Origin of the sequence: Mycolicibacterium hippocampi (assembly GCF_010723735.1) — a bacterium.
Lineage (GTDB): Bacteria > Actinomycetota > Actinomycetes > Mycobacteriales > Mycobacteriaceae > Mycobacterium > Mycobacterium hippocampi.
In genome coordinates, this window is record NZ_BLLB01000002.1 from 1,821,356 (window position 1) to 1,846,802 (window position 25,447).

Below are 25,447 nucleotides of genomic sequence, written 5' to 3' on the forward strand. Positions count from 1 at the left end.
CCTTCCCGCCGGAACGGTATTCCAGCAGCGAAAACCCGAGTGGCGACCTGCTGGAATACCGTTCCGGCGGGGGGCGCGTCCGGCGGGGAGTGGCGCGTCCGGCGGGCGGCTAGCGCAGCCGGTGGGCCAGGCCGGAGGCGCGCACCACCCGTCGCGAGATCGCCTCGCGGATGGCCGACTCCGAGCCGACCACCCGTACCCGCTTCTTCGCCCGCGTGACCGCCGTGTAGAACAGCTCGCGGGTCAGCAGCCGCGACTGTTCCTGCGGCAACAGCACGGTGATCTCGTCGCACTGGCTGCCCTGGCTCTTGTGGATCGTCATCGCGTGCAGGGTGTCGACCTCGGGGAGCCGGCCGGTCGCGAACTCACGCGGCCCCGACCCCGATCCGACCACTGCGCACAGCCCGCTCCCGCGCACCACCACCACCCCGGTGTCCCCGTTGTACAAACCCAGTCCGTAGTCGTTCGCCGTGACCAGAACCGGCCGACCGGCGTACCAGTCGGTCCAGATCGGCTCACCTGTCGCGTCGGTGAGCCACCGCTCGACCTGCCGGTTCCAGTAGTGCACGCCGTACGGCCCGCGCCGGTGCGCACACAGCAGCCGATGCTCACCCAGGGTCGCCAACCCCGCCTCGCCGGCGCCGAGGATCGCCGCCTCCCGCAGCCGCAGCGCGTGGGGGAGCAGCACTTTGCGCAGGCGGTCACCGGGCGCGTCGCTGTCGAGCCATTCGATGTTCTCCCCGCCGGCAGCCAGCAGGTTGATCACCCGGTCGGCGTCGCCGTCGCGGATGGCCGACGCCAGCGCCCCGATCGACTCACCGAACCGGTGCGACGTCTGCAGCGCGGCGACGCGCACGTCGGCGCGGCGACCGAGTCCGTCGACCAGATCCGCCAGCACCGCACCGGCTTCCACCGACGCCAGCTGATCGGCGTCGCCGACCAGCAGCAGCCGGCTGTCCGGGCGCACCGCCTCCAGCAGCCGGGCCATCAGTGTGAGTGACACCATCGACGTCTCGTCGACGACGATGACGTCGTGCGGCAACCGGTTCTCGCGATGGTGACGAAACCGCGACGAGCTGCCGGGCCGCGGCCGCAGCAGCCGGTGCAATGTCGACGACCGCAACTGCGGCAGCCTGTCCCGGTCGTCCTGGTCGAGTTGGTCGACCTCCAGCTGCACAGCCTCCAGCAGCCTCGCCGCGGCCTTGCCGGTGGGCGCCGCCAGCGCGATCCGCAACGGCGGCTTGGCTGCCAGCGACGTCTGCTCGGCCAGCAGCGCCAACAGCCGCGCCACCGTGGTGGTCTTGCCGGTGCCCGGCCCGCCGGTCAGCACCGTGAGTGATTGTGTCAGTGCCACTTCGGCGGCGGCGCGCTGCTCCTCCCAGCCGGTCGGGAACAACCGCTCGAGGCTGGGCACGGTGTCGTCGGGTGGCGTCGAGGCCAGCAACGACAGCACGTCATCACAGACCTGCTGCTCCTCGAGCCAGTAGCGGTCGAGGTACAACAACTGCCCCGCATCGTGGCCCAGCAGCCGCAGCACCGGAGGCGTGCCGGCCAGCGGGCTGGCCCGCACCGCGGCCAGCCAGTCGTCGGGGGACGGCCACGGCAGTTCCGGCATCGCGACCTGTGCGGCGATCGAGGACAGGTCGACGCACACCGACCCCGCCCGCAGGGCGCGCACCACGAACGCGACCGCCAGCGCGACGCGCTCGTCGGTGTCCTCGGCCAGGGCGGTGAGACGGCGCGCGACGTGAAAGTCGGCCGCCTCGAGCACCTCTGCGTCGGTGAATGCGCCGAGCAGCCCGGTGGCGGCGGCGGGTTGGACAGTCACGGTGCCACCGTCCCGGCGCCGAGTAGGTCCGAGAGGTCGACGATCATCGGCGCCGGCGGCTTCCAGCTGAACACCCCGGCCGGATGACCGTCGACGACGGGGGTCGCCTCGCCACACATCCCGCGGACGAACAGGTACAGCACCCCGCCCAGATGCCGCTCCGGCGTGTAATCGGGTTGTCGCCATCGCAGGAAGCGGTGCAGCACGACGCAGTACAGCAGTGCCTGCAGCGGGTAGTCGGAGTGCAGCATCGCTTCGGCCATCCGCGCGTGCCCGTAATCGGCCGAGGTCAGCGGTATCTCGGGCTCACCCAGCCAATTGGTCTTGTAGTCGGCGACGAGGTAGGTCTCGCCGACCCGTAACACGACGTCGAGCGAACCGGTGAGATAGCCCCGCAACGACTGCTCGGCGAGGGCGCCGTTCGTCAGCCGCTCCGCATAGGGGGCCAGTGGGTCGTCGGTCGGGACGTATCGCCGGAACAACCGTCCCACGTCGGCCAGCGAGATCCGTGGACCGTCGCCCCGGATGTCACCACCGGCGAGCGGGAACTCGAACTCCATCTCCCGCAACCGATCCCGCATACCGATCTGCCGCAGCGTGACCGCGGGCGCCAGTGGGCCCAGCGGTGTGTCGTGCATCGGCACCAACGCCGCGGCGAGGTCCTCGGCCGGCACGTCGACCGGCCACCACACCGAGTGCTCGCGGATCTGGGCTTCGAGTTCGGTGCTCAGATCGGGGGCGAAGGGGTCGGCGGTCTCCAGCACGGCATGCACCAGCGTGCCGAACTTCGCCCCCATCGGCAGGTCAGCCATCGGCGACGGGACGGCCACCACCCCGGCCTCGGCCGGCTCCGCCACTTCAGCGTGCGGCGGCTCCGCCACCGGTATGTCACCGACCTCGTCGTCGAGTTCGACGATCTCGGGTTCGCTGGAGACCCCGCCGGACGTCTCGGCGGCGCGGATCAACCCGGAGTACGACGTGCGTCGCCACGAGGTGTCGATCAGCCGACGAAATCGGCGCACATCCAGATCTGAAGGGGCAAGCGGCAGTTCGACCTCCACGCCGGCGGTCACCACCGACTCCTCGAGGACCGGACCGCCCTGGTCGGACCAGGCCCGCAACGCCGCCATCGCATCGGCGTCATCCAGCGTCGCCGGTTCACACCGGTCCGGTACCACCGGGTCACCTGGAGCGCGGCCCCGAAGCAGCCGCGACAGCCCGCCGTTCGGTTCATCCCATGACGGCGCCCACCATGCCACCACCTGGGACTGCGCGCGGGTGAGCGCGACGTAGGTGAGCCGGATGTCGTTGGACGCGGTCTCCCGCCGCCCGAGCTCGGTCACCTCGGCGCAGTCCGGGCTGGTCTCACCCCCGATGTGCAGACATCTGCTGGTGCCGTCGTGGAACAGCACCGCTTCGTTGGTCCGGATGTGGCGGTTGAACGCGAACGGCAGATACACCACCGGGTACTGCAGGCCCTTGCTCGCGTACACCGTCATGATCTGTACCGCGGCGGCATCGCTGTCGAGGCGACGGTTGCGTTCGGCGGCGCCGGTGCGCTCTTCGCGGTTGGTGCGCAACCAATCACGCAGCGCGGGCAAACTGAGGTGGTCGCGGTGGGCGGTGTCGTGCAGCACCTGCGTCATGTGCGCCAGGTCGGTCATCTGCCGCTCACCGTCGGTCCACGACAGCACCCGCCGCCCCATCCCGGCGAGCTGCGCGGCCTCGAACACCGCCGCGACGCCGCGCTCGCGGACATGGTCGGCCCACTCGCGGACCTTGTCCGTCACCCGGTCGGTGAGGGCCTCGCCCTGTGCGGCAAGGTCTTCGGCGGTGTGACCGAAGAACATCGTGGTGGCTGCGGCCCTGATCAAGCCGGTGCGATGCGGTTGGTCGAACGCCTCGAGCAGGCACAACCAGTCGTCGGCGGCGTCGGAGCGGAAGACGTCGGAATCGCCGGTGTACACCGCCGGGATGCCCGCGGCGGTGAGCGCATCGAAGCACGGTCGGCCGTCCTTGTGGATCTCGACGATCACCGCGATGTCGCCGGCCCGGATCGGGCGGCCGTCGTAGGTGGCTCCGCTGGCCAGCAGCGCGGCGATGTCGGCGGCGAGGTCCCGCGGAATGTGGCTGCGCAGTTGATCGATGGAGATCGTCTTGTCCTGCCGCGTGCGGACGGTGTCGCGGGAGACGACCCGTAGCCGGAACGGGTCGTTGTGCGGGGCTCCGGCCAATCGGTGCCCGCGGTGGTAGGCCGCAACCGGGCGCACCACGATGTCGCGGTTGCCGAGTTCGGCGCCGCGGAGCACGGCCTGCAGGGAGTCGACGAGCGCCGCGTCGCTTCGCCAGTTGGTGCCCAGTGTCTGGCGTTCCCCGGCCGTGCCGGCCGCGTGCAGGTAGGTGGCGATGTCGCCGCCGCGGAACGCGTAGATGGCCTGCTTCGGGTCGCCGATGAGGATCAGCGTGGAGCGGCCACCGAATGCCCGGTCGATCACCTGCCACTGCACCGGGTCGGTGTCCTGGAACTCGTCGACCATGACGATCGACCAGCGCCGGTGCATGCGGACGCGGGCGGGGGAGTCGGCGGACTCCAGCGCGGTGGCCAGCCGGCTGAGCAGGTCGTCGTAACCGAGGATGCCGCGCTTGCGTTTGCGGCGCTCCAGCTCGTCGCACACGGCGACGGCGAAGTCGACGCGGACCGCGGCTTCGGTGCCCGCCGGGGGAGCCACCGGACGCAGTTCGGCGCTCGGGTTCTGCACGACGTCACGGGCCAGGTCGAGGGCATCACCGCGCGACAGCGGCGGGTCGTCGCGTTGCCGGCCGAAGTAGGCCAGGTAGAGATCGTCGACGATCTCGGTCACCAGATCGTCGAGGCTCTCGGCCAGAGTCACACCTGCATCGGTATCACCGGCCACGCCAAGTGATTTGAGCACGAGGTGGCAGAATTGGTGCGTGGTCGCGATCGTCGCGGCGTCGAAACCGGCGAGAGCGTCGCGCAGCCGTTGCTCCCGATCGCGCAGTTGCTTGTCGGTGCCCTCGAGCAGGTGGGCGACCAGCTGGTTGTCCCCCACGGTCGACGGGTCACCGAACGCCAGCACCGCGCCCAGGATCTGTTGCCGCACCCGTTCGCGCAGTTCCTGGCTGGCGGCCTTGCTGAAGGTGATGAGCAGCATCTGGTCCAGCGTCGCCTGCCCCTCGGCGAGATAGCGCGTCACCAGGCCGGCCAGTGCGAACGTCTTCCCGGTGCCGGCGCTGGCCTCCAGCACCGTCGTGGAGTCCGGCGCCGGTAGCGGACCCAGAAGGTCGAATGTCTTCATCAGTCGGGGTCTCTCTCCGCCTGAAGCAGCGGCAGCCACAGCCGGGCGGCATACGCGCCCAGCCGGGTGGTCTCACCGTCGTACTCCTCACCGGCACGCACCGGCTCCAGCAGGATCTCGAGCTTGGAGTTGTACCCCCAGACACGCTGGTGTGCGGGTTCTTCGTTCTCTCCCGGGAACCTGCCGGTGTTCCACTTGAAGCCCGCCTGACGATTCGGGAAGCCGCCGGTGTGGCGCGTCTCCGCCCACGCATAGGATGTCTTGAGCGGCAACGGGACCGGCTCACGGCGGCCGGCGTCGTAGATCGCCACCAGATCGGCGAGCACGTCGGCCGCCGATACCTGGGGTGCGCCGAGCATCCGCACCCGCGGCCGGCCGCCGCGCCTGGCCCGTCCGATGCACACCGCAACCCACTCGCTGCCGGGGTCGCGAGCGGTCAACGCCAGCAACCGGATCCAGGACGCGACTAGATGTCGACCGTCGAGTTTGGAGTACGTGACCGAGACCAGCCGGTCACCGTGGACCCCGGGAACGGTCCCGGTCACCCGCCGGCCGTCGCCGATGTCGATGTCGACGTCGTGCGCCTCGGGCGGCTGTGCACGGTGTTGGTGCGCGGCGACGGCCAGCGCCGCGGCCTGCTCGCGGATCTCCTGTGCCTTCCGCCAGCCGAGTTGGCCCGGCGGCAGTGAGCCGCGCCGCCACTCGGCCTGTTGCGCGTCCCTGGGGTGCATGCCGCGCTGCATGTCGTCGAGCATCCGGTCGCCGACCTTCCACTCCTGCAGAGCGTCGATCTCCACCGGCATCGCGTCCTCGGTGGGGTCGACGTCCCACGGCAGCGTGAAGTCCAGCGCGCGGAAGAATCCCTTGACCGGGTCGCGGAAGAAGCCGATCAGGTCGTCGAGTTCGACGTCGTCCGGCGGCGGCGCCGGCAGCGGTCTTCCGAGCAGCGACGGGCGCTGCGCGCGTTCACCGGCGGCGACCTCGGCGGCGATCAGGGTGGTCTGGTCGAAGGTGAACGGCTTGCCGGCGGGCATGTTCAGCGCCCCAGGGGTGACGTTGCGAATGTCGAACGGCTGCAACGGGTGTTCGACCAGCACCCGCTCCCGGGCCCGCTGTGGAGTGGTGACGTCGAGGGTGTCCAGAAGTTCCATCAGCGGCACCGCGGGCGGTTTGCGCTGTCCGGTCTGTTCGTCGGAACCGGTGTAGGTGATCACCAGCTTCTCGGTGGCGGCGCCGATGGCATCGAGTAGCAACTGCCGGTCCTCGGAACGGATGTCGCGTTCACCGGTCATCGGATCACGGGCCAGCGCGTCGTCCCCGTCGACGACGCCGAGCCGCGGGAACACCCCGTCGTCGAGTCCGACCAGGCACACCACCCGGTGGGGCACCGAGCGCATCGGCACCATCGTGCAGACCGTCAGGGTGCCGGTGCGGAAGTTGGCGCGCGTCGGCCGGCCGGCGAGGTGGCGATCCAGCAGCGCCCGGATGTCGGACAGCCGCAGCACAGTGCCCGCGCGGGTACCGGCAGTGGCGAACACGTCGTGGAACTCACGCTGGACCTGGCTGGACTGCCAGGCGTCGCTGTCGGCGACGCTGGTCAGCAGCGTGATCCCGGCCGTGAGTGCACTCAGCCAGTCGCTGAGAGACTGTGTACCGGAGAGGGATTCGACGACGACGTGGAGACGCTCGATGTACTCGGCCACCCGTCCCGCGAGCTCGACCCGGTTGCTGCCGACGTCGTCGAGGGGCAATGTGGTGTCCAGCCAGGCGTGCGAATCGTCGGACATCGCCACCCCGGCCAGCACCCTGTCGATGCCGAACCGCCAGGTGTTCTGCACGAAGTCGACTCCGTACGGTCGGCGGTGGGCCGAATCGAAACCCCAGCGGATGTTGGCCTCGCGCACCCATTCGCCCATGGCGTCCAGGTCGTCGTCGCTGAAGCCGAAACGGGAACGCACGGGGGCGGACTCGGCCAGGTTCAGCACCTCGCTGGCGGTGGCGCGCCCGCCGGCCAGGCCGAGCAGTTGGCGCGCCACCCCGAGCAGCGGGTTGGTCTGGGTGAGTGCGCGGTCGGCGAGCTTGACCCGCAGCTGATGCGCCGGGTGCGCACCGGGCACGACGTCGCCGAGGCCGAATCCGGCAACGATCAACGGCGCGTAGGTCTCGATGTCCGGGCACATCACGAGGATGTCGCGTGGTTCCAGGGTGGGGTCGTCGGCCAGCAGGCCCAGCAGCACCTCGCGCAACACGTCGATCTGCCGGGCCGGCCCGTGGCTGCTGTGCACCTGCACCGAGCGATCGTCGGGTGAGAGGGTGCGGCCGGCGGCGCGGACGGCGTTGGCGGCGATGTCGGACTGCAGCCACCCCAGCAGCGTGCCGCCCCGGTTGGGCGAGCCGGGCGCCGCGTTGAGGCACTCGTCGGTCTTCCGGTTGGCAGGCAGTCCGCGCTGCAGCTCGCGCAGGTCGCGACCGAGCGTCGCGAGCAGGGGGTGCCCCACGACGCGGTGGGACGTGTCGTCACGGCGGGCGACGGCGCGGTGGACGTCCCGCAGGCTCTGCCACAGTGCGTCACTGGGATGCGGCAACCACAGGTGCAGGTCGTGGTGCACGCTCAACGCGTGCAGCAACTCGATCTCGGTGAGGGGCAGCCGGGTGTGCCCGAACAGCGACAGTCGCTGCGGCAGGTCGGTGGGCGACTCCTGAAGACGGGCAATGGTTTTGGCGTGCCGAACCGACGGTGGGTCGGCGTCCACGCGGTTCAGGAGGGCGCGGTAGAGCTCGGGCTGCCACCGCAGGTCCGGGTCGAGGCCGGCGGTGTCGCCGGCGAGCCAGTCGGCGAGCAGCTGCGGACGTTGCCGCGCGTAGGAGGCGAACAGACCGGCGAGGCGCCGCGCAACGGCGTAGCGCCGGCCCTGGCGAAGCTCCTTCTCCTCACCGGACTCGAAGTGCCCGAGGTGGGCGGCCAGCGCGGTGCACCACGGCTCGTCGAGCGCGCTGTCGATCACTTCGAGCAACGGCCACACCGTCGCATCCGCCGACCACGGGTCCTCGTCGGCCACCCCGGTGAGCTCCGCGATCAGCGACCGCGGATGCCGGAACGTCACCCCCGCACAAACGCCGTCCTCGGCGTGGGTCCCCCGGCCCAACACGTGGGAGAGCCGCTGGCTGAGCCAGCGCTCCATGCCCCGCGCGGACACCAGCACGAGCTCCTCGGCGAACGGATCGGGCAGCGGCGTGGCGAGCAACTCGCCGAGGCCGTCGGCGAGAAGGTCGGTGCGGTCGGCACGATGGAGGTGAAGTGCCATCGGCGGCCACATTACGGCGCTGCCGGTCCTATCCGGTGCTCAGCCCTGTTCGACGATGTTGCCCCGACCGGACTTCGATATCTCCGGGTTGCCGTCCCGGTAGATCACCTGGTTGTCGAAGCCGGACGCGGTGATTGTCTCGGCAGTGTCGACGGTGACGGTGTTGTCCATGCCCGACACCGAGACGCTGGCACAGGGGCCCTGGATCTTGATGGTGTTGGTGACTCCGCTGACGCTCACCGAGCCCCGATCGCACACCACCGTCTTGCGCTGTTCCACCCCGGCGATGCTCAGCGAACCGCCGGCTGCAACCGTCAGGACGTCGTCGGTGGGGTCGACGCGGGGCGCTGCACGCGGGGCGTCGACGGAACCACCTCCGCCGGCGATACCGGGCGGGCCCGGCCGTACGGGCGCGTCGCTGCTCGAACCGGCGAGGTTGAAGAACGCGACCAAGCCCACGATGCCGACCCCGACGACGCCGATGACGACCAGCGGGACCAGCCACAGCGCCGTCTGCGGCCGTTTGTGCACCACCCGCTGCGGCGGGGAGTAGTACGGCGAACCGTACTGCGGGTATGTGACGGGCACGTCCACCGCCGGTGTGGCCTCATACGGCCGGGTGCCCAACTCGCTGGCGTGGGCCTGGTCGGCGAGTGGACGCTCGAGATCCCGGATACGGGCTTCTGGATCCCCGTCTGGCTCCATCCGCAGATGTTTGCACACGTGATCGTCCCAGCTCAACGGTTGCAGGCCGACGGTGGATGTGTCCGAAGGCTGACAGTTGCCCGCAGCGGGATTCGGCGACCGGTCGGCGTGGTACCCACACACCATGGCGGCACCGGGTTTTCTCGCCATCGGCAGTGGTCCCGCGGGCATCAGCGCAGCTGAGACGTTCCGCAGCAGACACCGCCATATCCCGGTGCGCATCTTGTCGGCCGATCCGGCGCTGCCCTACGCCAAACCGCCCCTGAGCAAGGGGTATCTGTGCGGGCGCCAGCCCAACCTCGATCTCCACAGCGCCGGCTGGTTCGACCGCAACAACGTCGAGCTCATCCGCGGCGTCACCATCGAGCGCATCGACGTCGAGGCCCAGCAGGTCGTCACCGCCGGCGGTGTGCGCCACCCCTACTGGCACCTGCTGCTGGCCACCGGTTCGGCGTCGGTGCCCCTGAAGGTGCCCGGCGGAGAACTCGCCCAACCACTGCGGACCTTCGCCGATGCGGTCGCGCTGAAGATGGCGGCGCGGCACGCCGAGACGGCGGTGGTGGTAGGCGCCGGCCTGATCGGCTGTGAAGCCGCGGCATGTCTGGCCGGCCTCGGCGTCGCCACCACCCTCGTCGCCCCCGAAACCGTGCCGCTGAAGCGCAGGTTCGGGGTCGACGTGGGCGAGCGGGTGGTCAAGATGCTCTCCGACACCGGGGTCCGGTTCATCGGGGCGAGCACGGTGGCCGCCGTCGAGCACTCCGGTGTGGTGCTGACCACCGGTGAGACGGTCGACGGTGACGTCGTGGTCGGTGCGACCGGAGTGCGTCCGGACATCCGGCTCGCCGCCGCTGCCGGTCTCGAGACCGAGGGTGGGCACGTCGTCGTCGACGAACACATGCGCACGTCGGCCCGAAACGTTTATGCTGCAGGCGATATCACATTGGCACACAATGTGGCAGCGGGCCGCCGGGTCGTCTCCGAACACTGGCGCGATGCCGCCCAGCAGGGGCTCGTCGCCGGGCTCACGGCGGCCGGCTACCCGGCGTCCTGGGACAAGGTCTCCGAATTCTCCTGCGAGATAGGCGAATTCACGCTCGAGTACCGTGGCTGGAGCTCCTCGGATGCCTCATGCCGCTTGGCCGACCGGCGCAACGGATTCTCCGCGACCTACCACTTCGAAGGCCGCGTCGTCGGCACTCTTGAAGCTACAGCCAGTCCCGCTTCTTGAACATCACGTACAGCACGACCACCAGCACGGCGATGATCGCCGTGCTCACCACGAAGCCGCCGGCGGTGTCTATCCCGGGATAGAGCACGTTCTGGCCGTAGAAGCCGGTGATCGCCGTCGGCACGGCGATGATCGCCGCCCACCCCGTCAGCTTCTTCATCACCATGTTCAGGTGCGCGTCCTGCAGCGAAAGGTTCGTCTCGAACACCGTCGTCACCATGTCGCGCAGCGATTCGGTCCACTCCGACACCCTCAGCACATGGTCGTAGAGGTCGGCGTAGACAGGGTCGAGCTCGACCGCGGTCCTGGCGTCCATTCTGCGGTGCTGGATCAGCGTCACCACCTCACGCATCGGCAGCACCACCCGCCGCAACGCGACAAGATCCTTGCGGAGCTGAAACGTCTTGCGCTGCAGCCCACCCCGCGGTGCCTGATCGGAGAACAGGTCGTCTTCGAGGCTCTCGATCCCGTCATCGAGGCACTGGACGGCATCAAAGTGCCCGTCGACCACCACGTCGAGCAGACCGTGCACCAGAGAGCCGACACCGTGTTCCTGCCCGCCGAGTTCGTCGAAGCGCCGTGAGACCTGGTCGATGTCGAAGTCCGGTGACAGCCGGACGGTGATCAACCCGCGAGGCAGGACGAAGGCGGAGATCCGATGGGTTTCCAGAGCCGACTCGGACGCGTCCTCGGGCGGGGGAGTCCGGACGGTGACCGCGTAGACGGTGAAGAACGTGTGCGTCTTGTAGGCGGCGGCCTTGGTGCGTTCGGCGACGGCGACCGCGTCCTCCACCGCCCAGGAGTTGAGATGCAACTCCTGGGCGAGGTCCATCAGGATGGCGTGGTCGGGGTCGTAGATGTCACACCACAACAGGGTGCCGTCGGAGGCCAGGCAGTCCGATATCGCCGAGAACTCGAAGTCGTCCTGCGCTTTGCCGTCACGCCAGATTCGGCCTCGGACGTGGGTCACCTGATCATCATTGCAGCAGGGCGCGCGCCGAGTGTGAAGCCATGGCTGTGGAGGAGGCCGATTTCACGACCAGGAACGCTATTTCGCGGGGGACTCAGCCGAGAGTGAACTCGGTTGCCAGGCCGTCGATCCCGGCCCGGATGGCGTCCAGCGCGGACTGCCTGGCCTTGAGCTTGGTCGCGAGGTGCGCGCCGGCGTTGAGCGTCGTCGCGGCTTCTGCGGCCACCTGCCGGGCGCGGGTGAGGACCTGATCGGCCTCGACGATCTCGTCGAGCCAGCCGGCGGCGATCGCGTCGTCGCCGACGAACGTCGAGGCCAGCGCGGTCCCACGATGGAATGCCGCCGGGGTCAGCCGCATCCGCATGATCTCGATCGCCGAGATCGGGATGGTCATCCCGATCGCCACCTCGATGGCCTGGCAGCGCGACTTCGGCGCTCCGACGCGGTGGTCGGCCGACAGCAACAGGAACGATCCCATCGCGATCGCGGGCCCGGTCGCGGCGATGATCACCGGCACCGGGAACGTCAGCGTCCGCATTGACAGTTCGAAGCCGCCCGCGAGCATCCCGTGCGCCGCGGCGGCGTCCCCGGACTGGAACACCGCCAGGTCGAACCCGCCGCTGAACACCCGGGAGTTGCCCGCCAGCACCACCGCTCTGGCGGCGTCGGCCTCGGCCCGGTCGAGTGCCTCGTTGATGGCGCCCTGCATGGCCGGCCCCAGCACGTTGACCTTGCCGTCATCGAGGGTGATGGTGGCCACTCGGTCTTCTGTGTCCGCGAGCTCGTAGGAAACAGTGCTGGTCATGGTCCTCCTGTCGGGCCGGTTCGGCGGATCGAACCTAACAGCGCGCCGCTCGGCTATGAGAGCGGCACCTCCGTGCCCGGGCTGAGTGGATCGGCGCGCAGCTCGATGGCGTCGGGGCTGGTTCCGGGCGGCACGTCGTAGGCGACCGCGACCTCGGCCTGGTCGCCGGGCCCGAGTTCGGCAAGGGCGCCGCCGGTGTAGAACGTCGCCTCGTCATCGATGGAATACACGGTGCTGCCGGCCCTGAGCTTCTGGAAGGTCCCGAGGAACGTCGCCGGCGCATCGCTGACGTTCGTGACCGTCAGGTACACGATGACGAACTCGCCCGCGGCGGTCTTCTCCAGCGGGAAATCGGCGGACTCGACGGTCGGACCGACCTCGACACCGTGCACCGTGAACGCCAGGGGTCCATCGGTGACCTCGCCGGCGTCGGTCGGCGGCGCCTCTGTCGTGGTCTCGGTCGACGTTTCGGACGGCTCATCGCCCCAGCCGCTGTCCCCGGTCGCGGGCGGGCCGGCGGTCTGAGATGTGACCGGGTCGTCGGACGCCTCGATCGTCACCGAGCCGTCGTCGGCGAAGAAGGCCGCATAAACGGCGACGGCCACCAGCACCGCCAGCAGGGCCGCACACACCGCCAGGTAGCGCACCAGCAGTTGCCGGTGGGCGCCGGTGGCATCCGGAGGCGGCGGACCGGGAGGTGGGGGAGGCGGCTGCGGTGCGTCGGCGCGGTGGTGGGTCCACGTGTTGCCGTCCCAGTAACGTTGCCCGCTGGAACCGTCCGGGTCGGAATACCATCCAGCAGGCGTTTGCGGTGTGGTCATCGCGGGGCCCTCCCGTCAACGCGCCGGCCGGCGCCCAGCATCGGGAGAATATCCCACGACCACCTTGTCGGCCGGCGTTCACTCAAGCCGAGCGATGGCAGCGCCGGGTCAGCCGCCCATCAGCATGCGCCACTGGTCCAGATTGCTGGCCCGGTAGACGTAGTTGCTGCTTCGGACCTCCGAGAGCTGGGCGCTCGGCTCCGCGGAGTACCAGTGTCCGGGGAAGACGGTGGGATCACCGGGCAGCTGCGCGAGCGCCTGCAGGCTGCGGAACATCTCGTCGGCGTCGCCGCCGGGGAAGTCGGTGCGGCCGCAGCCCTCCAGGAAGAGCGTGTCGCCGGCGACGAGCCGGCCGTCGAGCAGGAAGCACTGGCTGCCGGGGGTGTGGCCCGGAGTGTGCAGCAGCTCGATGTCGATGTCGCCGACGCTGACCTTGTCGCCGTGCTGATGTGACGTCAGCTCGCTCGGCGCGATCCCGGTGACCCGCGAAACCCAATCCGCTTCCTGGGCGTTGACGTGGACCGGGACGCTGACGCGTTCCAGCAGTTCGGCGAGGCCCTTGAGCTCGAAACCCATCATCGAGCCGCCGACATGGTCGGGGTGGTGGTGGGTGACCAGCACCCCCGACAGATGCATGCCGTCCGACTCCAGCGCGTCCACCAGGTCCTGGGCCGCATAGGCGGGATCCACCACCACGGTGTCGCCGGTCTGCCGGTCGCCGATGAGGTAGGCGAAGTTGCGCATCTGCTGGGCGATCATGTCGCCGGCCGCGAAATCGCGGCCCGAGAGCAGCTGCCTGAAATAGAGGCGGTCCGAGTCAGCCATGGCGTTCAGCGTATGCACCCCGGGCCGGGGGGACGCGATGGCCCCGCAGTGACCAGCGGTTTGGCGTGGCAAACGCTGAGAATGTACCCTCTTTAAGGCCCATCGCTCGGCGGTGGGCTGCAGTACCCAAGCAAGGCAGCAATGCCCCCTTAGCTCAGTCGGTAGAGCGTTTCCATGGTAAGGAAAAGGTCAACGGTTCGATTCCGTTAGGGGGCTCGGTGGACAGCGGGGCGAGCGAAGCGACGGGAGACAAGCTCCTAGCGGTGCGCCGACCCGTGCCCATCGGGGCGGTGTAGCTCAGCTGGTTAGAGCGCACGACTCATAATCGTGAGGTCGGGGGATCGAGCCCCCCCACCGCTACACGCAGTACGAGATCGACCGAGTTTTGAGAAAGAGGCACCTGACGTGGCGTCCAGTACAGACGTTCGGCCGAAGATCACTTTGGCGTGCGAGGTGTGCAAGCACCGCAACTACATCACGAAGAAGAACCGTCGCAACGATCCCGACCGGCTCGAGATCAAGAAGTTCTGCCCGAACTGCGGCAAGCACCAGGCCCACAAAGAGTCGCGCTGAGCGGGACGACCGGGCCGGGAGCCGTCGATCCGCGGTTGCTGAGCTCGACTAGGTAGGTTCATCTGGTGTCTTTCCTGGACGATTACGTCGGGCTGCACTTCCGCTATCCCGACCACTACGAGGTCGGCCGCGAGAAGATCCGCGAGTACGCCGTAGCGGTCAAGAACGACGACGCCGCGTTCGTCGACGAGAACGCGGCCGCCGACCTCGGCTACGACGCCCTGCTCGCCCCGTTGACGTTCATCTCGGTGTTCGGTTACCAGGCGCAGTCGGCGATGTTCGCCGCCGCCAACATCGGCATCACCGATGCCCAGATCGTGCAGGTCGACCAGCTACTCAAGTACCTCAAGCCGATCAAGGCCGGCGACCGGCTGTACTGCGACGTGTACATCGATTCGATCCGTAAAGCCCACGGCACCGACATCATCACCACCAAGAACATCATCAGCAACGCCAACGGCGACATCGTGCAGGAGAGCTACACCACCCTGGCGGGACGTAGCGAAGAAGACGGAAAGAGTGGCTTCCAAGATGGCACTGCGTGAGTTCAGTTCGGTCAAGGTCGGCGATCAGCTGCCCGAGAAGATCATCCCCTTGACCAGGGGTGACCTCGTCAACTACGCCGGGGTGTCCGGTGACCTGAACCCGATCCACTGGGACGACGAGATCGCCAAGCAGGTCGGTCTGGACACCGCGATCGCCCACGGCATGCTCACCATGGGGCTCGGCGGCGGCTACGTCACGTCGTGGGTCGGCGACCCCGGCGCTGTCACCGAGTACAACGTGCGGTTCACGGCCGTGGTGCCGGTGCCCAACGACGGCAAGGGCGCCGAGATCGTCTTCAACGGACGCGTGAAAGCGGTTGATCCCGAGACCAAGTCGATCGTGATCGCCATCAGCGCCACCTCCGGCGGCAAGAAGATCTTCGGCCGCGCAATTGCCAACGCCAAGCTGGCCTGAGCGGGTGCTGACATGGCTCTGAAGACAGACATTCGGGGAATGGTCTGGAAATACCCCGACACCTACGTCGTCGGCCGCGAACAGGTCCGGCAGTACGCAAAAGCCGTGAAGGCCGCCGACCCGGCATCGCATGACGAGGACGCGGCCGCCGCGCTCGGACACGGCGGGATCGTCGCGTCGCCGACCTTCATGTCGATCTTCGCGGTGATGATCCAGAACCACTTCTTCCAGAACGTCGACGTCGGCCTGGAAACGATGCAGATCGTGCAGGTCGATCAGAAGTTCCTGTTCCATCAGCCGATCAAGGCCGGTGACGAACTCACCGGGACCATGTACATCGAGACGGTGGACGAACGCTTCGGCGCCGACATCGTCACCACCCGCAACGTCGTCGCCCGGCCGAACGGCGAGGTGGTGATGGAGTCCTACACGACGCTGATGGGCCACGAAGGCGACAACTCGATCTCGGTGAAGTGGGATCCTGAGACCGGCCAGGTCGTCCGCAAGGCCGCGGGCGAGTGACGGGTCAGCCGGGCACCGACAGGCCCGGACCGGATTAGTAACTCCGACCGGGGGCACGCTACACTCGGTCCTCGGGGTTTTCCCAGTCCAGCGCGCTGTCCGTCGGCCCAGATCGACCGAACGGGGAGCGCGCGAATTGTGTGGGCCCCTGACCCGCTATGAAGGGGCGTAGCTCAACTGGCAGAGCAGCGGTCTCCAAAACCGCAGGTTGCAGGTTCAAGTCCTGTCGCCCCTGCAACTGAATAGTCGACAAGTGCACACTGGAAGGTGAGCACACGAGACCACACGAGCAGAAAAGGAAGCATGCGGTGAGCGACGAGCGCGAAGGTGCCGGCTCCGCAGACACCGGTACCGGGCCCGACAACGGTGACAACGGTAGCCAGACGGCGGTCGTGACGCGGCCGCAGCGGCCCACCGGCAAGCGGTCACGGCGCGGTGCGGTGACCGAATCCGATTCAGCCGACTCCGACGAGGCGCCGGAGACGGACAGTTCGGGCGGCGGCGACGACGGAGGCAAGGGTGGCGGGCCCAAGAAGACCGCCAAGAAGCCCAAGGACGGGCCGTCACGCAACCCCTTCGCGTTTGTCCTGAACTATCTGCAGGAAGTCATCGGCGAGCTGCGCAAGGTCATCTGGCCGAACCGCAAGCAGATGGTCACCTACACCACGGTCGTGCTGATTTTCCTCGCGTTCATGGTGGCGCTGATCGGGTTCACCGACCTGGGTCTGGCCAGGCTCGTGACGATGGTGTTCGGCTGACCCCGAAGGGTCGGTGAGCACTGACAGTGAAATTGAGAGAGGACTACACGTGACTAGCTTCGACGGCGAAACGCCTTCGGGTGACACCGTCGACACCATCGAGGTCGACGAGGCCAACGTTGGCGCCGACGCCGAGCCTGACACGGGGGCCGAGGGTGCCAGCGACGATGTGACCGACGAGAGCTCGGCTGCCGAAGCTACCGCCGAAGCAGCGCCGGAGGAGGACGAGGACCCGGCCGTCGCCCTGAAGAAGGAGCTGCGCCTCAAGCCGGGCGAGTGGTACGTCATCCACTCGTATGCCGGTTACGAGAACAAGGTGAAGGCCAACCTCGAGACCCGCGTGCAGAACCTGGACGTCGGGGACTACATCTTCCAGGTGGAGGTGCCCACCGAAGAGGTCACCGAGATCAAGAACGGCCAGCGCAAGCAGGTCAACCGCAAGGTGCTGCCGGGCTACATCCTGGTCCGCATGGAACTCAACGACGAATCGTGGGGCGCGGTGCGCAACACCCCCGGCGTGACCGGTTTCGTCGGTGCGACGTCACGTCCATCACCGCTGTCGCTCGACGACGTGGTCAAGTTCCTGCTCCCGCCGGCAGCGGCGAAGAAGCCCGGCAAGGTCTCGTCCGCCTCCGCGGCGGCCGCCGAGATCGGCGCGGATGAGCGTCCGTCCATCGAGGTCGACTTCGAGGTCGGAGAATCGGTCACCGTCATGGACGGTCCGTTCGCGACGTTGCCGGCATCGATCAGCGAGGTCAACGCCGAACAGCAGAAGCTCAAGGTGCTGGTGTCCATCTTCGGCCGCGAGACACCCGTCGAACTGACCTTCACCCAGGTCGCCAAGATCTAGTCGGGCCACTGTGCCCATCACCAGAACCCCAGAAAAGAAAAGGAACACCACAGAGCATGGCCCCGAAGAAGAAGGTCACCGGGCTGATCAAGCTGCAGATCCAGGCCGGGCAGGCCAACCCCGCCCCGCCGGTCGGTCCTGCGCTCGGCCAGCACGGTGTCAACATCATGGAGTTCTGCAAGGCGTACAACGCGGCGACCGAGTCGCAGCGGGGCAACGTCATCCCCGTGGAGATCACCGTCTACGAGGACCGCAGCTTCACGTTCGCGCTGAAGACCCCGCCCGCAGCAAAGCTGCTGCTCAAGGCGGCCGGTGTGGCGAAGGGTTCCGGTGAGCCGCACAAGACCAAGGTCGCCAAGGTGACCTGGGATCAGGTGCGCGAGATCGCCGAGACCAAGAAGGAAGATCTCAACGCCAACAACATCGATCAGGCGGCCAAGATCATCGCCGGCACCGCCCGGTCGATGGGGATCACCGTCGAATAGCACGGCATAGCGGTGAACCGCCGTTGAGACTGCACTGAGGACACCAAAGTCCGAGTGAGGACTGCCCTGAGCGCAGTCTCAACACAGTAATTCCGTGGGAGGGCCAGCTCCGGCCCGCCAACCACAACTTCTATCCAGGAGACGAAGATGAGCAAGAACAGCAAGGCATTCCGCGAAGCCGCGGAGAAGGTCGACCAGGACAAGCTGTACACGCCGCTCGAGGCCGCGAAGCTGGCCAAGGAGACGTCGTCGAAGAAGCAGGATGCCACCGTCGAGGTGGCGATTCGCCTCGGTGTCGATCCGCGTAAGGCCGACCAGATGGTGCGCGGCACCGTGAACCTTCCACACGGCACCGGTAAGACCGCCCGCGTCGCGGTGTTCGCTGTCGGGGACAAGGCCGAGGCCGCCGAAGCCGCGGGCGCCGACATCGTCGGTAGCGACGACCTGATCGAGAAGATCCAGGGCGGTTTCCTCGACTTCGACGCCGCGATCGCGACGCCCGACCAGATGGCCAAGGTCGGCCGCATCGCCCGTATCCTCGGCCCGCGCGGCCTGATGCCGAACCCGAAGACCGGCACCGTCACCCCGGATGTGGCCAAGGCCGTCTCGGACATCAAGGGCGGCAAGATCAACTTCCGCGTCGACAAGCAGGCCAACCTGCACTTCGTGATCGGTAAGGCATCGTTCGACGAGAAGCTGCTGGCCGAGAACTACGGCGCGGCGCTCGACGAGATCCTGCGCGCCAAGCCGTCGTCGTCGAAGGGGCGCTACCTGAAGAAGGTCGTCGTCTCGACCACCACCGGACCGGGCATCCCGGTGGACCCGGCGGTGACCCGCAATTTCGCGGAGGCGTAGGCGTAGGCGCCAGCCGGAGACCAAGAAGAAACCCCGCACCCACCCGGTACGGGGTTTTTTCTTGTTGCAGTTCTCGGAGTGCTCCTCGGTCGCCGTATACCTCCGGCCCCGCTGACGCCGCCGCCCCCCACGAACAGTGGTTCAGCATCAGGTCGGAGGATCGACGCCGTATCCCCCATCTGAACTCCGATGTGTGGTGGCCGAGGAGCACCCCGTCACAGCAACATAACATTTTGGGTGTCAGTTGGTGACACCATCAGCGATTATCGTCGGTGACAATATTGGCCGCACCCGTTTCCGCTGCAGTTTCGTCGAGATACCGACGGGTTCGGGTTGGTCGCCCGCGGGTTGACCGGATCTGCCGTTGCGCTTTATGGCAAACACTTCCGCGGATCCGGGGGAGTGGTTTTCCTCGGGTGTCGCGCTGCGACGTCAGGATTCGGCAATGCGAACCGGCCCGCAGGGCAGGTCAGGCGGCGAGGCCGGGCTTCAGGTACGTGACGAGGCTGACGTCGATGCTCTCGTCGATGAAGTAGTACTGGCAGCCGGTCAGGTACTTCATGTAGCGGTGGTAGTTCTCCTCGTCGGTGGCCGCGATCGCCTCGTCCTTGGCGGCCTCGAGTCGGCTCGCCCAGATGCCCAACGTCTTGATGTAGTGGTTGCGCAGCGACATGGTCTCGGGCACCACGAAGCCGGCCTTCTCGCCGTGCTCGACCATCATCTGCGTCGTCGGCACCCGGCCGCCGGGGAAGATCTCGGTGATCATGAACTTGACGAACCGGGCCAGCTCGAAGGTCAGCTTCTTCCCACGCTCGGCGAGATCGTACGGGTGATAGCCGACGCTGCTCTGGATCGTCATCCGGCCGTCCTCCGGCAGGATCTCGAAACAGGTCTTGAAGAAGTCGTCCCAGCGGTCCTTGCCGAAGTGCTCGAACGCCTCGATCGACACGATCCGGTCGACGGGGCTGTGGAACTGCTCCCACCCCTCCAGCCGCACGTCGAAGGTGCGCTCGGAGTCGACCTTGCTCAGCAGCTGGTTGCAGTAGGCCTGCTGGTTTTTGCTCAGCGTCAGGCCGATGACGTTGACGTCGTATTTCTCCATGGCGCGCTGCATCGTCAGCCCCCAGCCGCAGCCGACCTCGAGCAGCGTCATCCCGGGCTTGAGGTCCAACCGGTCCAGGTGCTGGTCGACATTGGCGACCTGCGCTTCCGACAGCGTCACATTGGGACCGGTGAAGAAGGCGCAGCTGTACTTGCGGGTCGGATCCTGGAAGACCCCGAAGAAGTCGTCGGACAGGTCGTAGTGAGCCTGGATGTCCTCGAAGTGAGGCGTCATATCCTTGGTGCCGGTGGATTGATCAGACATGTTTTCCTTGCTGCGCTAGCCGACGATGTGGAGTGACCGTACCGAAAGCGCGGCCCGACTTTCTGCAAACACGCGCTGAAGGGTCAACCCTAGCGTTTGGGCTGCGCGTCGATCCAATCCCGGCCCGGGCGGTCCCTACTTGGCGAGGGTGAACTGGTTGACGTCGATGTAGCCGATCCGGAAACCGTCGGCGCAACCGGTCAGGTAGTGCATGTAGCGCTCGTAGACCTCTTCGGACTGGATGGCGATTGCCTCGTCCTTGTGCGCCTCCAGCGCCGCGGCCCACAGGTCCAGGGTGCGGGCGTAGTGCGGCTGCAGCGACTGCGTGCGGGTCAGCTGGAAGCCGGGCTTGGCAGCGTGCTCACCGACCAGCTCGATGGTCGGCAGGTACCCGCCCGGGAAGATCTCGGTGAGGATGAACTTGACGAACTTGGCCACCGAGATGGTCAGCGGCATGCCGCGCTCTGTCATCTGCGGCAACGTCAGCGCCGTGATGGTGTGCAGCAGCATCACGCCGTCGTCGGGCAACGCCTTGTGGGCCATCGCGAAGAAGTCGTCCCAGCGGTCCCGGCCGAAGTGCTCGAACGCCCCGATCGACACGATCCGGTCGACGGGCTGGTCGAACTGCTCCCAGCCCTGCAGCAGCACCTGCTTGGAGCGGGTGCTGCCCTTCTCGTCGAGGTCGGCGAACGTGCGCTCCACGTGTGCCTTCTGGTTCTCGCTGAGCGTGAGGCCGATGACGTTGACGTCATACCGCTCGATGGCGCGCGTCATCGTCGCCCCCCAGCCGCAGCCGATGTCCAGCAGCGTCATCCCCGGCTGCAGGCCGAGCTTGCCCAGCGCCAGATCCACCTTCGCCAGCTGTGCTTCTTCCAGCGTCATGTCATCGCGTTCGAAGTAGGCGCAGCTGTAGGTCTGCGACGGATCGAGGAACAGCCTGAAGAAGTCGTCGGACAGGTCGTAGTGCGCCTGGACGTCTTCGAAGTGTGGTTTGAGATTTCGTTTTGCCTTGGCCATACGGTGGTCACCTTCAGAGCACGGCCCGGAGAGGTTCTCCTGAGACGGCGGTCGTGTGTGCCCGACAGAGATGGTACGTGCTTTCGGGAAGCTGAGGATTGACGCGTGAGTCAGGACACTTCGGCGAAAGTGGTCGTCAACTCACCCACGATGTCGTCCCAAAGCGGTTCGGGAAGTTCGTGTCCCATGCCGTCGAAGAGCACCAGTCGCGCGCCCGGGATCGCCCGGGCGACGGCCCGTCCACCAGACGGCCGCATCAGCTTGTCCGCTTTGCCGTGGATGACCACCGTCGGGGCGGTGGTCTGCTTGTTGTACTTGCGCAGGCTGCCGCTGCCGGTGATCGCATTGAACTGCCGCGCGATGCCGTAGGGGTTGAACGCTCGGTCGTAGAACGCGATCGCGTCGGCGCGCAGCATCTCCACCGGCTTCGGATAGTCGGGGCTGCCGATGATGCGGCTGACCCGGATCGAGTTCTCGATGATCACGTCCCGCGGCGAGTCCGGTGCCGGCCCGGTGACCACAGCGAGGAGATGCCGCGGCCCCGGTGGCGGCAGCAGCGCCTGGTTGTTCGACGAGAAGATCACGCCGAGCGTCTTGGTGCGCTCGGCATGCCGTGCCGCGACGATCTGCGCGATCATCCCGCCCATCGATGCGCCGACCACATGCGCGCGGTCGATGTCGAGGTGGTCCAGCAGCGCGGCCGCGTCGTCGGCCATGTCCTCGAGCGTGTACACCGCCGGGCTGCGCCGGCCCAGCACTGATCGGGCCATGTTGCCGATCTGCGAACCCTTCGTGCGCTGTCCGTCGTAGTAGGTCGACAGGCCCACGTCGCGGTTGTCGTATCGGATCACCCGCAGGCCCTGGTCGACGAGCTTGCGGCAGAAGTCCTCCTGCCAGAACAGCAGCTGCGCGCCGAGGCCCATGATCAGCAGGACGGCCGGGTGGTCGGGATCGCCCATGTCCTCGTAGTGGATCTTCACATCACCCGACGGCGCCTTACCTTCTCGTATCTCCACGGTGAGATCAGACCTCCAGGTCGTTTTCTTTGTGCTCCCGGCTGATCTCGACCATGAAGTTCGCGAAGTAGCCGGTGAGCTGCGGGTCGCTCATCATCTGCCAGCGTGGCGCCAGCAGTTTCATGTAGCGCTCGACATAGAGGAACTGCTTGCCGATCAACACCAGCTCGCGGGGCAGCTTGACGTCATAGGCCTCGGCCAATGCCGAGAGTTGCTTGCCGATCTCGGCGTAGCTCAGGTCGCCGAGCGATGTCGCGGTCAGCGGCGTGGCGAACTTCTCCAGGTCCTTGGCGGCCTGGGCTTCGGGCTTGACGGTGCCCACGGCGCCCATCATCACGACGATCTTGCCCGCGGTGGCGTGGTCCTTTTTGACCAGCAGTGCGTGCACCAGTTCCCGTAGCAGCCACCGGGTGCGGGGGTCGATACGGCCCATGATGCCGAAGTCGAAGAACACGATCTTGCCGTCGTCGTCGACGTAGAGGTTGCCGGCGTGCAGGTCGCCGTGGAACAGGCCGTGGCGCAGCCCGCCCTCGAACAGGCTGAAAAGCAGCGCCTTGACCAGTTCGGTGCCGTCGAATCCCTTCTCGCGGATCGCGGCGACGTCGTCGATGCGCACCCCGGTGACCCGCTCCATCGTCAGCACCCGCTCACTGGTCAGGTCCCAGTACACCTGCGGCACCCTGATGTTCTTGCCCAGCGGGGAGGCGTGCATGTGCGCGACCCACGCGTCCATCGACTGGGCCTCCAGCCGGAAGTCCAGCTCCTCGGCCAGGTTGTCGGCGAAGTCGGCGACGACGTCCTGGGCCGACAGCCGTTGGCCCAGCTTCGCGAACTCGACCAGCCGCGCGCCCCGCTTGAGGATCTGCAGGTCGGCGGCCACCCGGCGGCGGATTCCCGGCCGCTGGATCTTGACCACGACCTCCTCGCCGGTGTGCAGCGTCGCGTAGTGCACCTGGGCGATCGACGCCGAGGCGAACGGTTTCTCGTCGAAGGACTTGAACAGGTTCGCCGGCTCGTCGCCGAGGTCCTCCTGGAACAGTTTGTGCACGGCGTCGGAGTCCGCAGGGGGGACGCGGTCGAGGAGGCTGCGGAACTCCCGGCTCAGCGGCTCGCCGAACGCGCCCGGGCTGGATGCGATGATCTGGCCGAACTTGACGTAGGTGGGCCCCAGGTCGGCGAACGCCTGAGGAATCTGCTTGACGATCTTCTGCTGCAGCGAGCCGCGGCCGGCGAGCTTGCCGACGACGCGCGCGCCGGTGCGGGTCACCTGCCATCCCGTCACCCCGACGCGTGCTGCCTCCACAGGCAAGGGCACCCGGTCCAGCTTGGCGACCTCGCGGTGCTGTGTCTGCTTGGTCTTTCGCGTGGTGCTCATGGGTTGCAGTGTCTCAAAATCTGCTGGTCGGTGAAAAAAGCTGTGCACCGGGTCACAGTCCGGTCCCGGCGGAGCGGGGGTGGTGTGGCGGTCAGGCGAACGCATCCTCCAGCTCGGAGCGGGTCCGCACCGGATCGCTGCCCGGCTGATGGGTCGGCAGGGTGTGCGGCGCCAGGTCCGGATCGATGCCGTCGGCAACCCGGGCTTTCGCCTGCTCGAACTCCGGCACCGGACCCGAGGCGGCCGAGATGCCGTTGATGATCGACCACACCAACGCCCGACGGGCGGTGCGCTCGATGATGTTGGGGTCGCGGTGCTGGATCAGGCCCTTGGCCCACCGGGGCATCGTGTCGCGGATGGCCCAGTTGAGTGCACTCTGTGGCAGCGGCAGGTTGGGCCCGGTCGCCATCGCGGTGCCGTAGGTGACGGCCAACCTGGGCAGATAGGACTCCAGACAGTCCAGGGTCTCCTGCTTGGTGCTGGGCAGGTCGGTTCCGCCGAGGGCGTGCCCGACTCGGACGAACTCACCGTAGTAGCGGTCGATGTCGTTGCCCCGCAACGGTTGTGGATGATAGAGCTGATGCGCGGTGGCGATGCCCCACACCACGGTCGCGTAGTTCCAGCGCAGCCAGTCAGGGTCGTCGGCGTCGTAGCGGGCGCCGTCCGGTCGTGTCCCCTTCACGGTGTGGTGCATCGACCGCACCGCCGTCGCGAGGCGTTCGGCAGTGGGCGTGGATCCGTAGGCGGTGCCGATGAAGAACGCCACCGAATGTCCCAGTCGCACTGCCGCACCCTTCGGGTCGATCTCGGGCATCGGGGCGTCCCTGCTGTCCTTCTTGACCAGTCGCGAATGGTGCACCCCCATCCAGTAGATCGACGGGTCGAGACGCTCGATGTAGGCGGCGCACTGCAGACCGAACACCAGCGAGTGCATATGGGAGTGCACATGCCACACCGCACTGCCCGGGCCGAACCAACCGGGGTCACCGACCGGGCCGGCGAACTCCATGCCGCGGAAGAAGTGCCGACGCACGTCCTGGTCGAACCGCTTGTTCAGTTGCTGTCCGACGATCTGGTGCGGCAGGAACATCGATACCTCCATTAGTGGTCACGGCTGTAGCCAGAATACCTTTTGGGCACGGTTGTGACCAGAACTGTCGTCGAGCAATCTAGGCTGAAGCGGTGTCCAGCCCTCCGTCGAATCCGACCAAGTGGGCCGGCGTCCCGCTGACCGACCGGCGGGCAGAGCGCCGAGCACTGCTGGTCGATGCCGCTCTGCGGCTGTTCGGTGACGGCGGCGAGGCCGCGCTGTCGGTGCGCTCGGTCTCTCGCGAGTGCGGACTCAACACCCGCTACTTCTATGAGAGCTTCGCCGACACCGACGACCTGTTGGGCGCCGTCTACGACCGGGTCAGCGCCGAGCTCGGGGCGGCGGTCGAGGACGCGATGGCCCGGGCGGGGGACAGCTTGCGCGCCCGTACCCGTGCGGGCATCGCCGCGGTCCTCGACTTCAGCTCGGCCGACCCGAGGCGCGGCCGGGTGTTGTTCACCGACGCCCGCGCCAACCGGGTGCTGGCGGCGCGGCGGGCGGCGACGCAGGATCTGCTGCGCGAAGGCGTGCTCACCGAGGGCTGGCGGTTGCAGCCCGACACCGACCCCGTCGCCGCGATGGTGGGTGCCGCGATGTACACCGGCGCGATGGCGGAGCTGGCGCAGCAGTGGTTGGCCGGGCATCTCGGCGACGACCTCGATGCCGTCGTGGACTACGCACTGCAGTTCGTCCTGCGCTGACCCTCGCCGGAACGGTATTCCAGCAGGCCGTCGCTCGGTATTTCGCTGCTGGAATACCGTTCCGGCGGAAAGGGG

General features: G+C 67.5%; 23 protein-coding genes and 3 tRNA genes. 13 read left to right on the forward strand and 13 right to left on the reverse strand.

The genetic code is table 11. The features are described from left to right. Positions 1 to 109: 109 nt before the first annotated feature. The 4 genes from recD to G6N53_RS09890 are packed head-to-tail and all read right to left on the reverse strand — an operon-like array spanning position 110 to position 9,155. The gene (gene recD, locus G6N53_RS09875; RefSeq protein ID WP_163888312.1) at positions 110 to 1,828 is read right to left on the reverse strand and encodes an exodeoxyribonuclease V subunit alpha; all 1,719 of its coding nucleotides are present in this window, start codon (positions 1,826 to 1,828) and stop codon (positions 110 to 112) included. After that, positions 1,825 to 5,145: an exodeoxyribonuclease V subunit beta gene (recB, locus tag G6N53_RS09880; RefSeq protein WP_163888313.1), complete on the reverse strand. Its 3,321-nt coding sequence runs from the start codon at positions 5,143 to 5,145 to the stop codon at positions 1,825 to 1,827. Before recB ends, recD begins: the two co-directional genes overlap by 4 nt. Next, the gene (gene recC, locus G6N53_RS09885) at positions 5,145 to 8,450 is read right to left on the reverse strand and encodes an exodeoxyribonuclease V subunit gamma (RefSeq protein WP_163888314.1); all 3,306 of its coding nucleotides are present in this window, start codon (positions 8,448 to 8,450) and stop codon (positions 5,145 to 5,147) included. The genes recB and recC overlap by 1 nt, the downstream gene beginning before the upstream one ends. A 39-nt stretch (positions 8,451 to 8,489) precedes the next feature. Then, on the reverse strand, positions 8,490 to 9,155 hold the full coding sequence (locus G6N53_RS09890; protein ID WP_163888315.1) for a DUF3060 domain-containing protein: 666 nt from the start codon (positions 9,153 to 9,155) through the stop codon (positions 8,490 to 8,492). 124 nt (positions 9,156 to 9,279) lie between these two features. Here G6N53_RS09890 and G6N53_RS09895 point away from each other — a divergent pair, with 124 nt between their 5' ends. Then, complete coding sequence (locus G6N53_RS09895) at positions 9,280 to 10,383, forward strand: NAD(P)/FAD-dependent oxidoreductase (protein WP_163888316.1); 1,104 nt, start codon at positions 9,280 to 9,282, stop codon at positions 10,381 to 10,383. Here G6N53_RS09895 and G6N53_RS09900 read toward each other — a convergent pair. The 4 genes from G6N53_RS09900 to G6N53_RS09915 all read right to left on the reverse strand — a co-directional run bounded on the left by G6N53_RS09900 (position 10,361) and on the right by G6N53_RS09915 (position 13,804). Next, the gene (locus tag G6N53_RS09900; RefSeq protein ID WP_163888317.1) at positions 10,361 to 11,353 is read right to left on the reverse strand and encodes a magnesium transporter CorA family protein; all 993 of its coding nucleotides are present in this window, start codon (positions 11,351 to 11,353) and stop codon (positions 10,361 to 10,363) included. The two genes, G6N53_RS09895 and G6N53_RS09900, sit on opposite strands and share 23 nt — an antisense overlap. Before the next feature lie 94 nt (positions 11,354 to 11,447). Beyond that, positions 11,448 to 12,158, reverse strand: coding sequence for a crotonase/enoyl-CoA hydratase family protein (locus G6N53_RS09905; protein WP_163888318.1), 711 nt, complete (start codon positions 12,156 to 12,158; stop codon positions 11,448 to 11,450). Positions 12,159 to 12,211: 53 nt separating this feature from the next. Beyond that, positions 12,212 to 12,979, reverse strand: coding sequence for a DUF4352 domain-containing protein (locus tag G6N53_RS09910; protein ID WP_163888319.1), 768 nt, complete (start codon positions 12,977 to 12,979; stop codon positions 12,212 to 12,214). Between the two features lie 108 nt (positions 12,980 to 13,087). Continuing rightward, positions 13,088 to 13,804: an MBL fold metallo-hydrolase gene (locus G6N53_RS09915; RefSeq protein ID WP_163888320.1), complete on the reverse strand. Its 717-nt coding sequence runs from the start codon at positions 13,802 to 13,804 to the stop codon at positions 13,088 to 13,090. A 143-nt stretch (positions 13,805 to 13,947) separates the two neighbouring features. Between G6N53_RS09915 and G6N53_RS09920 the strand changes: the two genes are divergently transcribed. From G6N53_RS09920 to rplA, 11 genes are all read left to right on the forward strand, one after another. After that, positions 13,948 to 14,020: transfer RNA gene (locus G6N53_RS09920), tRNA-Thr, on the forward strand. A 70-nt stretch (positions 14,021 to 14,090) separates the two neighbouring features. Then, a tRNA-Met gene (locus G6N53_RS09925) sits at positions 14,091 to 14,164 on the forward strand. Positions 14,165 to 14,209: 45 nt separating this feature from the next. Further along, positions 14,210 to 14,377, forward strand: coding sequence for a 50S ribosomal protein L33 (gene rpmG / locus G6N53_RS09930; protein ID WP_003929651.1), 168 nt, complete (start codon positions 14,210 to 14,212; stop codon positions 14,375 to 14,377). A 65-nt stretch (positions 14,378 to 14,442) separates the two neighbouring features. Next, a complete protein-coding gene (gene hadA, locus G6N53_RS09935; RefSeq protein ID WP_163888321.1) occupies positions 14,443 to 14,922 on the forward strand; it encodes a (3R)-hydroxyacyl-ACP dehydratase subunit HadA in 480 nt (159 codons plus the stop codon). Beyond that, a complete protein-coding gene (hadB, locus tag G6N53_RS09940; protein WP_163895700.1) occupies positions 14,909 to 15,337 on the forward strand; it encodes a (3R)-hydroxyacyl-ACP dehydratase subunit HadB in 429 nt (142 codons plus the stop codon). The genes hadA and hadB overlap by 14 nt, the downstream gene beginning before the upstream one ends. Before the next feature lie 12 nt (positions 15,338 to 15,349). Continuing rightward, the gene (hadC, locus tag G6N53_RS09945) at positions 15,350 to 15,859 is read left to right on the forward strand and encodes a (3R)-hydroxyacyl-ACP dehydratase subunit HadC (RefSeq protein WP_163888322.1); all 510 of its coding nucleotides are present in this window, start codon (positions 15,350 to 15,352) and stop codon (positions 15,857 to 15,859) included. A 162-nt stretch (positions 15,860 to 16,021) separates the two neighbouring features. Continuing rightward, positions 16,022 to 16,094, forward strand: a tRNA-Trp gene (locus G6N53_RS09950). Between the two features lie 73 nt (positions 16,095 to 16,167). Then, entirely contained in the window at positions 16,168 to 16,617 is a 450-nt protein-coding gene (gene secE / locus G6N53_RS09955) for a preprotein translocase subunit SecE (protein ID WP_163888323.1), read from the forward strand. Positions 16,618 to 16,666: 49 nt separating this feature from the next. Continuing rightward, complete coding sequence (nusG, locus tag G6N53_RS09960) at positions 16,667 to 17,467, forward strand: transcription termination/antitermination protein NusG (RefSeq protein ID WP_163888324.1); 801 nt, start codon at positions 16,667 to 16,669, stop codon at positions 17,465 to 17,467. A 56-nt stretch (positions 17,468 to 17,523) separates the two neighbouring features. Continuing rightward, positions 17,524 to 17,952, forward strand: a complete 429-nt coding sequence (gene rplK / locus G6N53_RS09965) for a 50S ribosomal protein L11 (RefSeq protein WP_163888325.1) — start codon at positions 17,524 to 17,526, stop codon at positions 17,950 to 17,952. A gap of 147 nt (positions 17,953 to 18,099) precedes the next feature. After that, positions 18,100 to 18,807, forward strand: a complete 708-nt coding sequence (rplA, locus tag G6N53_RS09970) for a 50S ribosomal protein L1 (protein WP_163888326.1) — start codon at positions 18,100 to 18,102, stop codon at positions 18,805 to 18,807. Positions 18,808 to 19,276: 469 nt separating this feature from the next. On the opposite strand, the gene G6N53_RS09975 is transcribed toward rplA, so the two are convergent. From G6N53_RS09975 to G6N53_RS09995, 5 genes are all read right to left on the reverse strand, one after another. Then, entirely contained in the window at positions 19,277 to 20,173 is an 897-nt protein-coding gene (locus G6N53_RS09975; protein WP_163888327.1) for a cyclopropane mycolic acid synthase family methyltransferase, read from the reverse strand. Positions 20,174 to 20,308: 135 nt separating this feature from the next. Continuing rightward, a complete protein-coding gene (locus tag G6N53_RS09980; protein WP_163888328.1) occupies positions 20,309 to 21,190 on the reverse strand; it encodes a cyclopropane mycolic acid synthase family methyltransferase in 882 nt (293 codons plus the stop codon). 110 nt (positions 21,191 to 21,300) lie between these two features. Continuing rightward, positions 21,301 to 22,206, reverse strand: a complete 906-nt coding sequence (locus G6N53_RS09985; protein WP_163888329.1) for an alpha/beta fold hydrolase — start codon at positions 22,204 to 22,206, stop codon at positions 21,301 to 21,303. 7 nt (positions 22,207 to 22,213) lie between these two features. Further along, on the reverse strand, positions 22,214 to 23,581 hold the full coding sequence (locus tag G6N53_RS09990) for an ABC1 kinase family protein (RefSeq protein ID WP_163888330.1): 1,368 nt from the start codon (positions 23,579 to 23,581) through the stop codon (positions 22,214 to 22,216). Between the two features lie 91 nt (positions 23,582 to 23,672). Then, the gene (locus G6N53_RS09995; RefSeq protein ID WP_163888331.1) at positions 23,673 to 24,671 is read right to left on the reverse strand and encodes an oxygenase MpaB family protein; all 999 of its coding nucleotides are present in this window, start codon (positions 24,669 to 24,671) and stop codon (positions 23,673 to 23,675) included. 92 nt (positions 24,672 to 24,763) lie between these two features. Between G6N53_RS09995 and G6N53_RS10000 the strand changes: the two genes are divergently transcribed. Next, positions 24,764 to 25,372 carry a TetR/AcrR family transcriptional regulator gene (locus G6N53_RS10000; RefSeq protein WP_163888332.1) on the forward strand — a complete coding sequence of 203 codons (609 nt, stop codon included), beginning with the start codon at positions 24,764 to 24,766 and terminating at the stop codon, positions 25,370 to 25,372. Positions 25,373 to 25,447 lie beyond the last annotated feature (75 nt).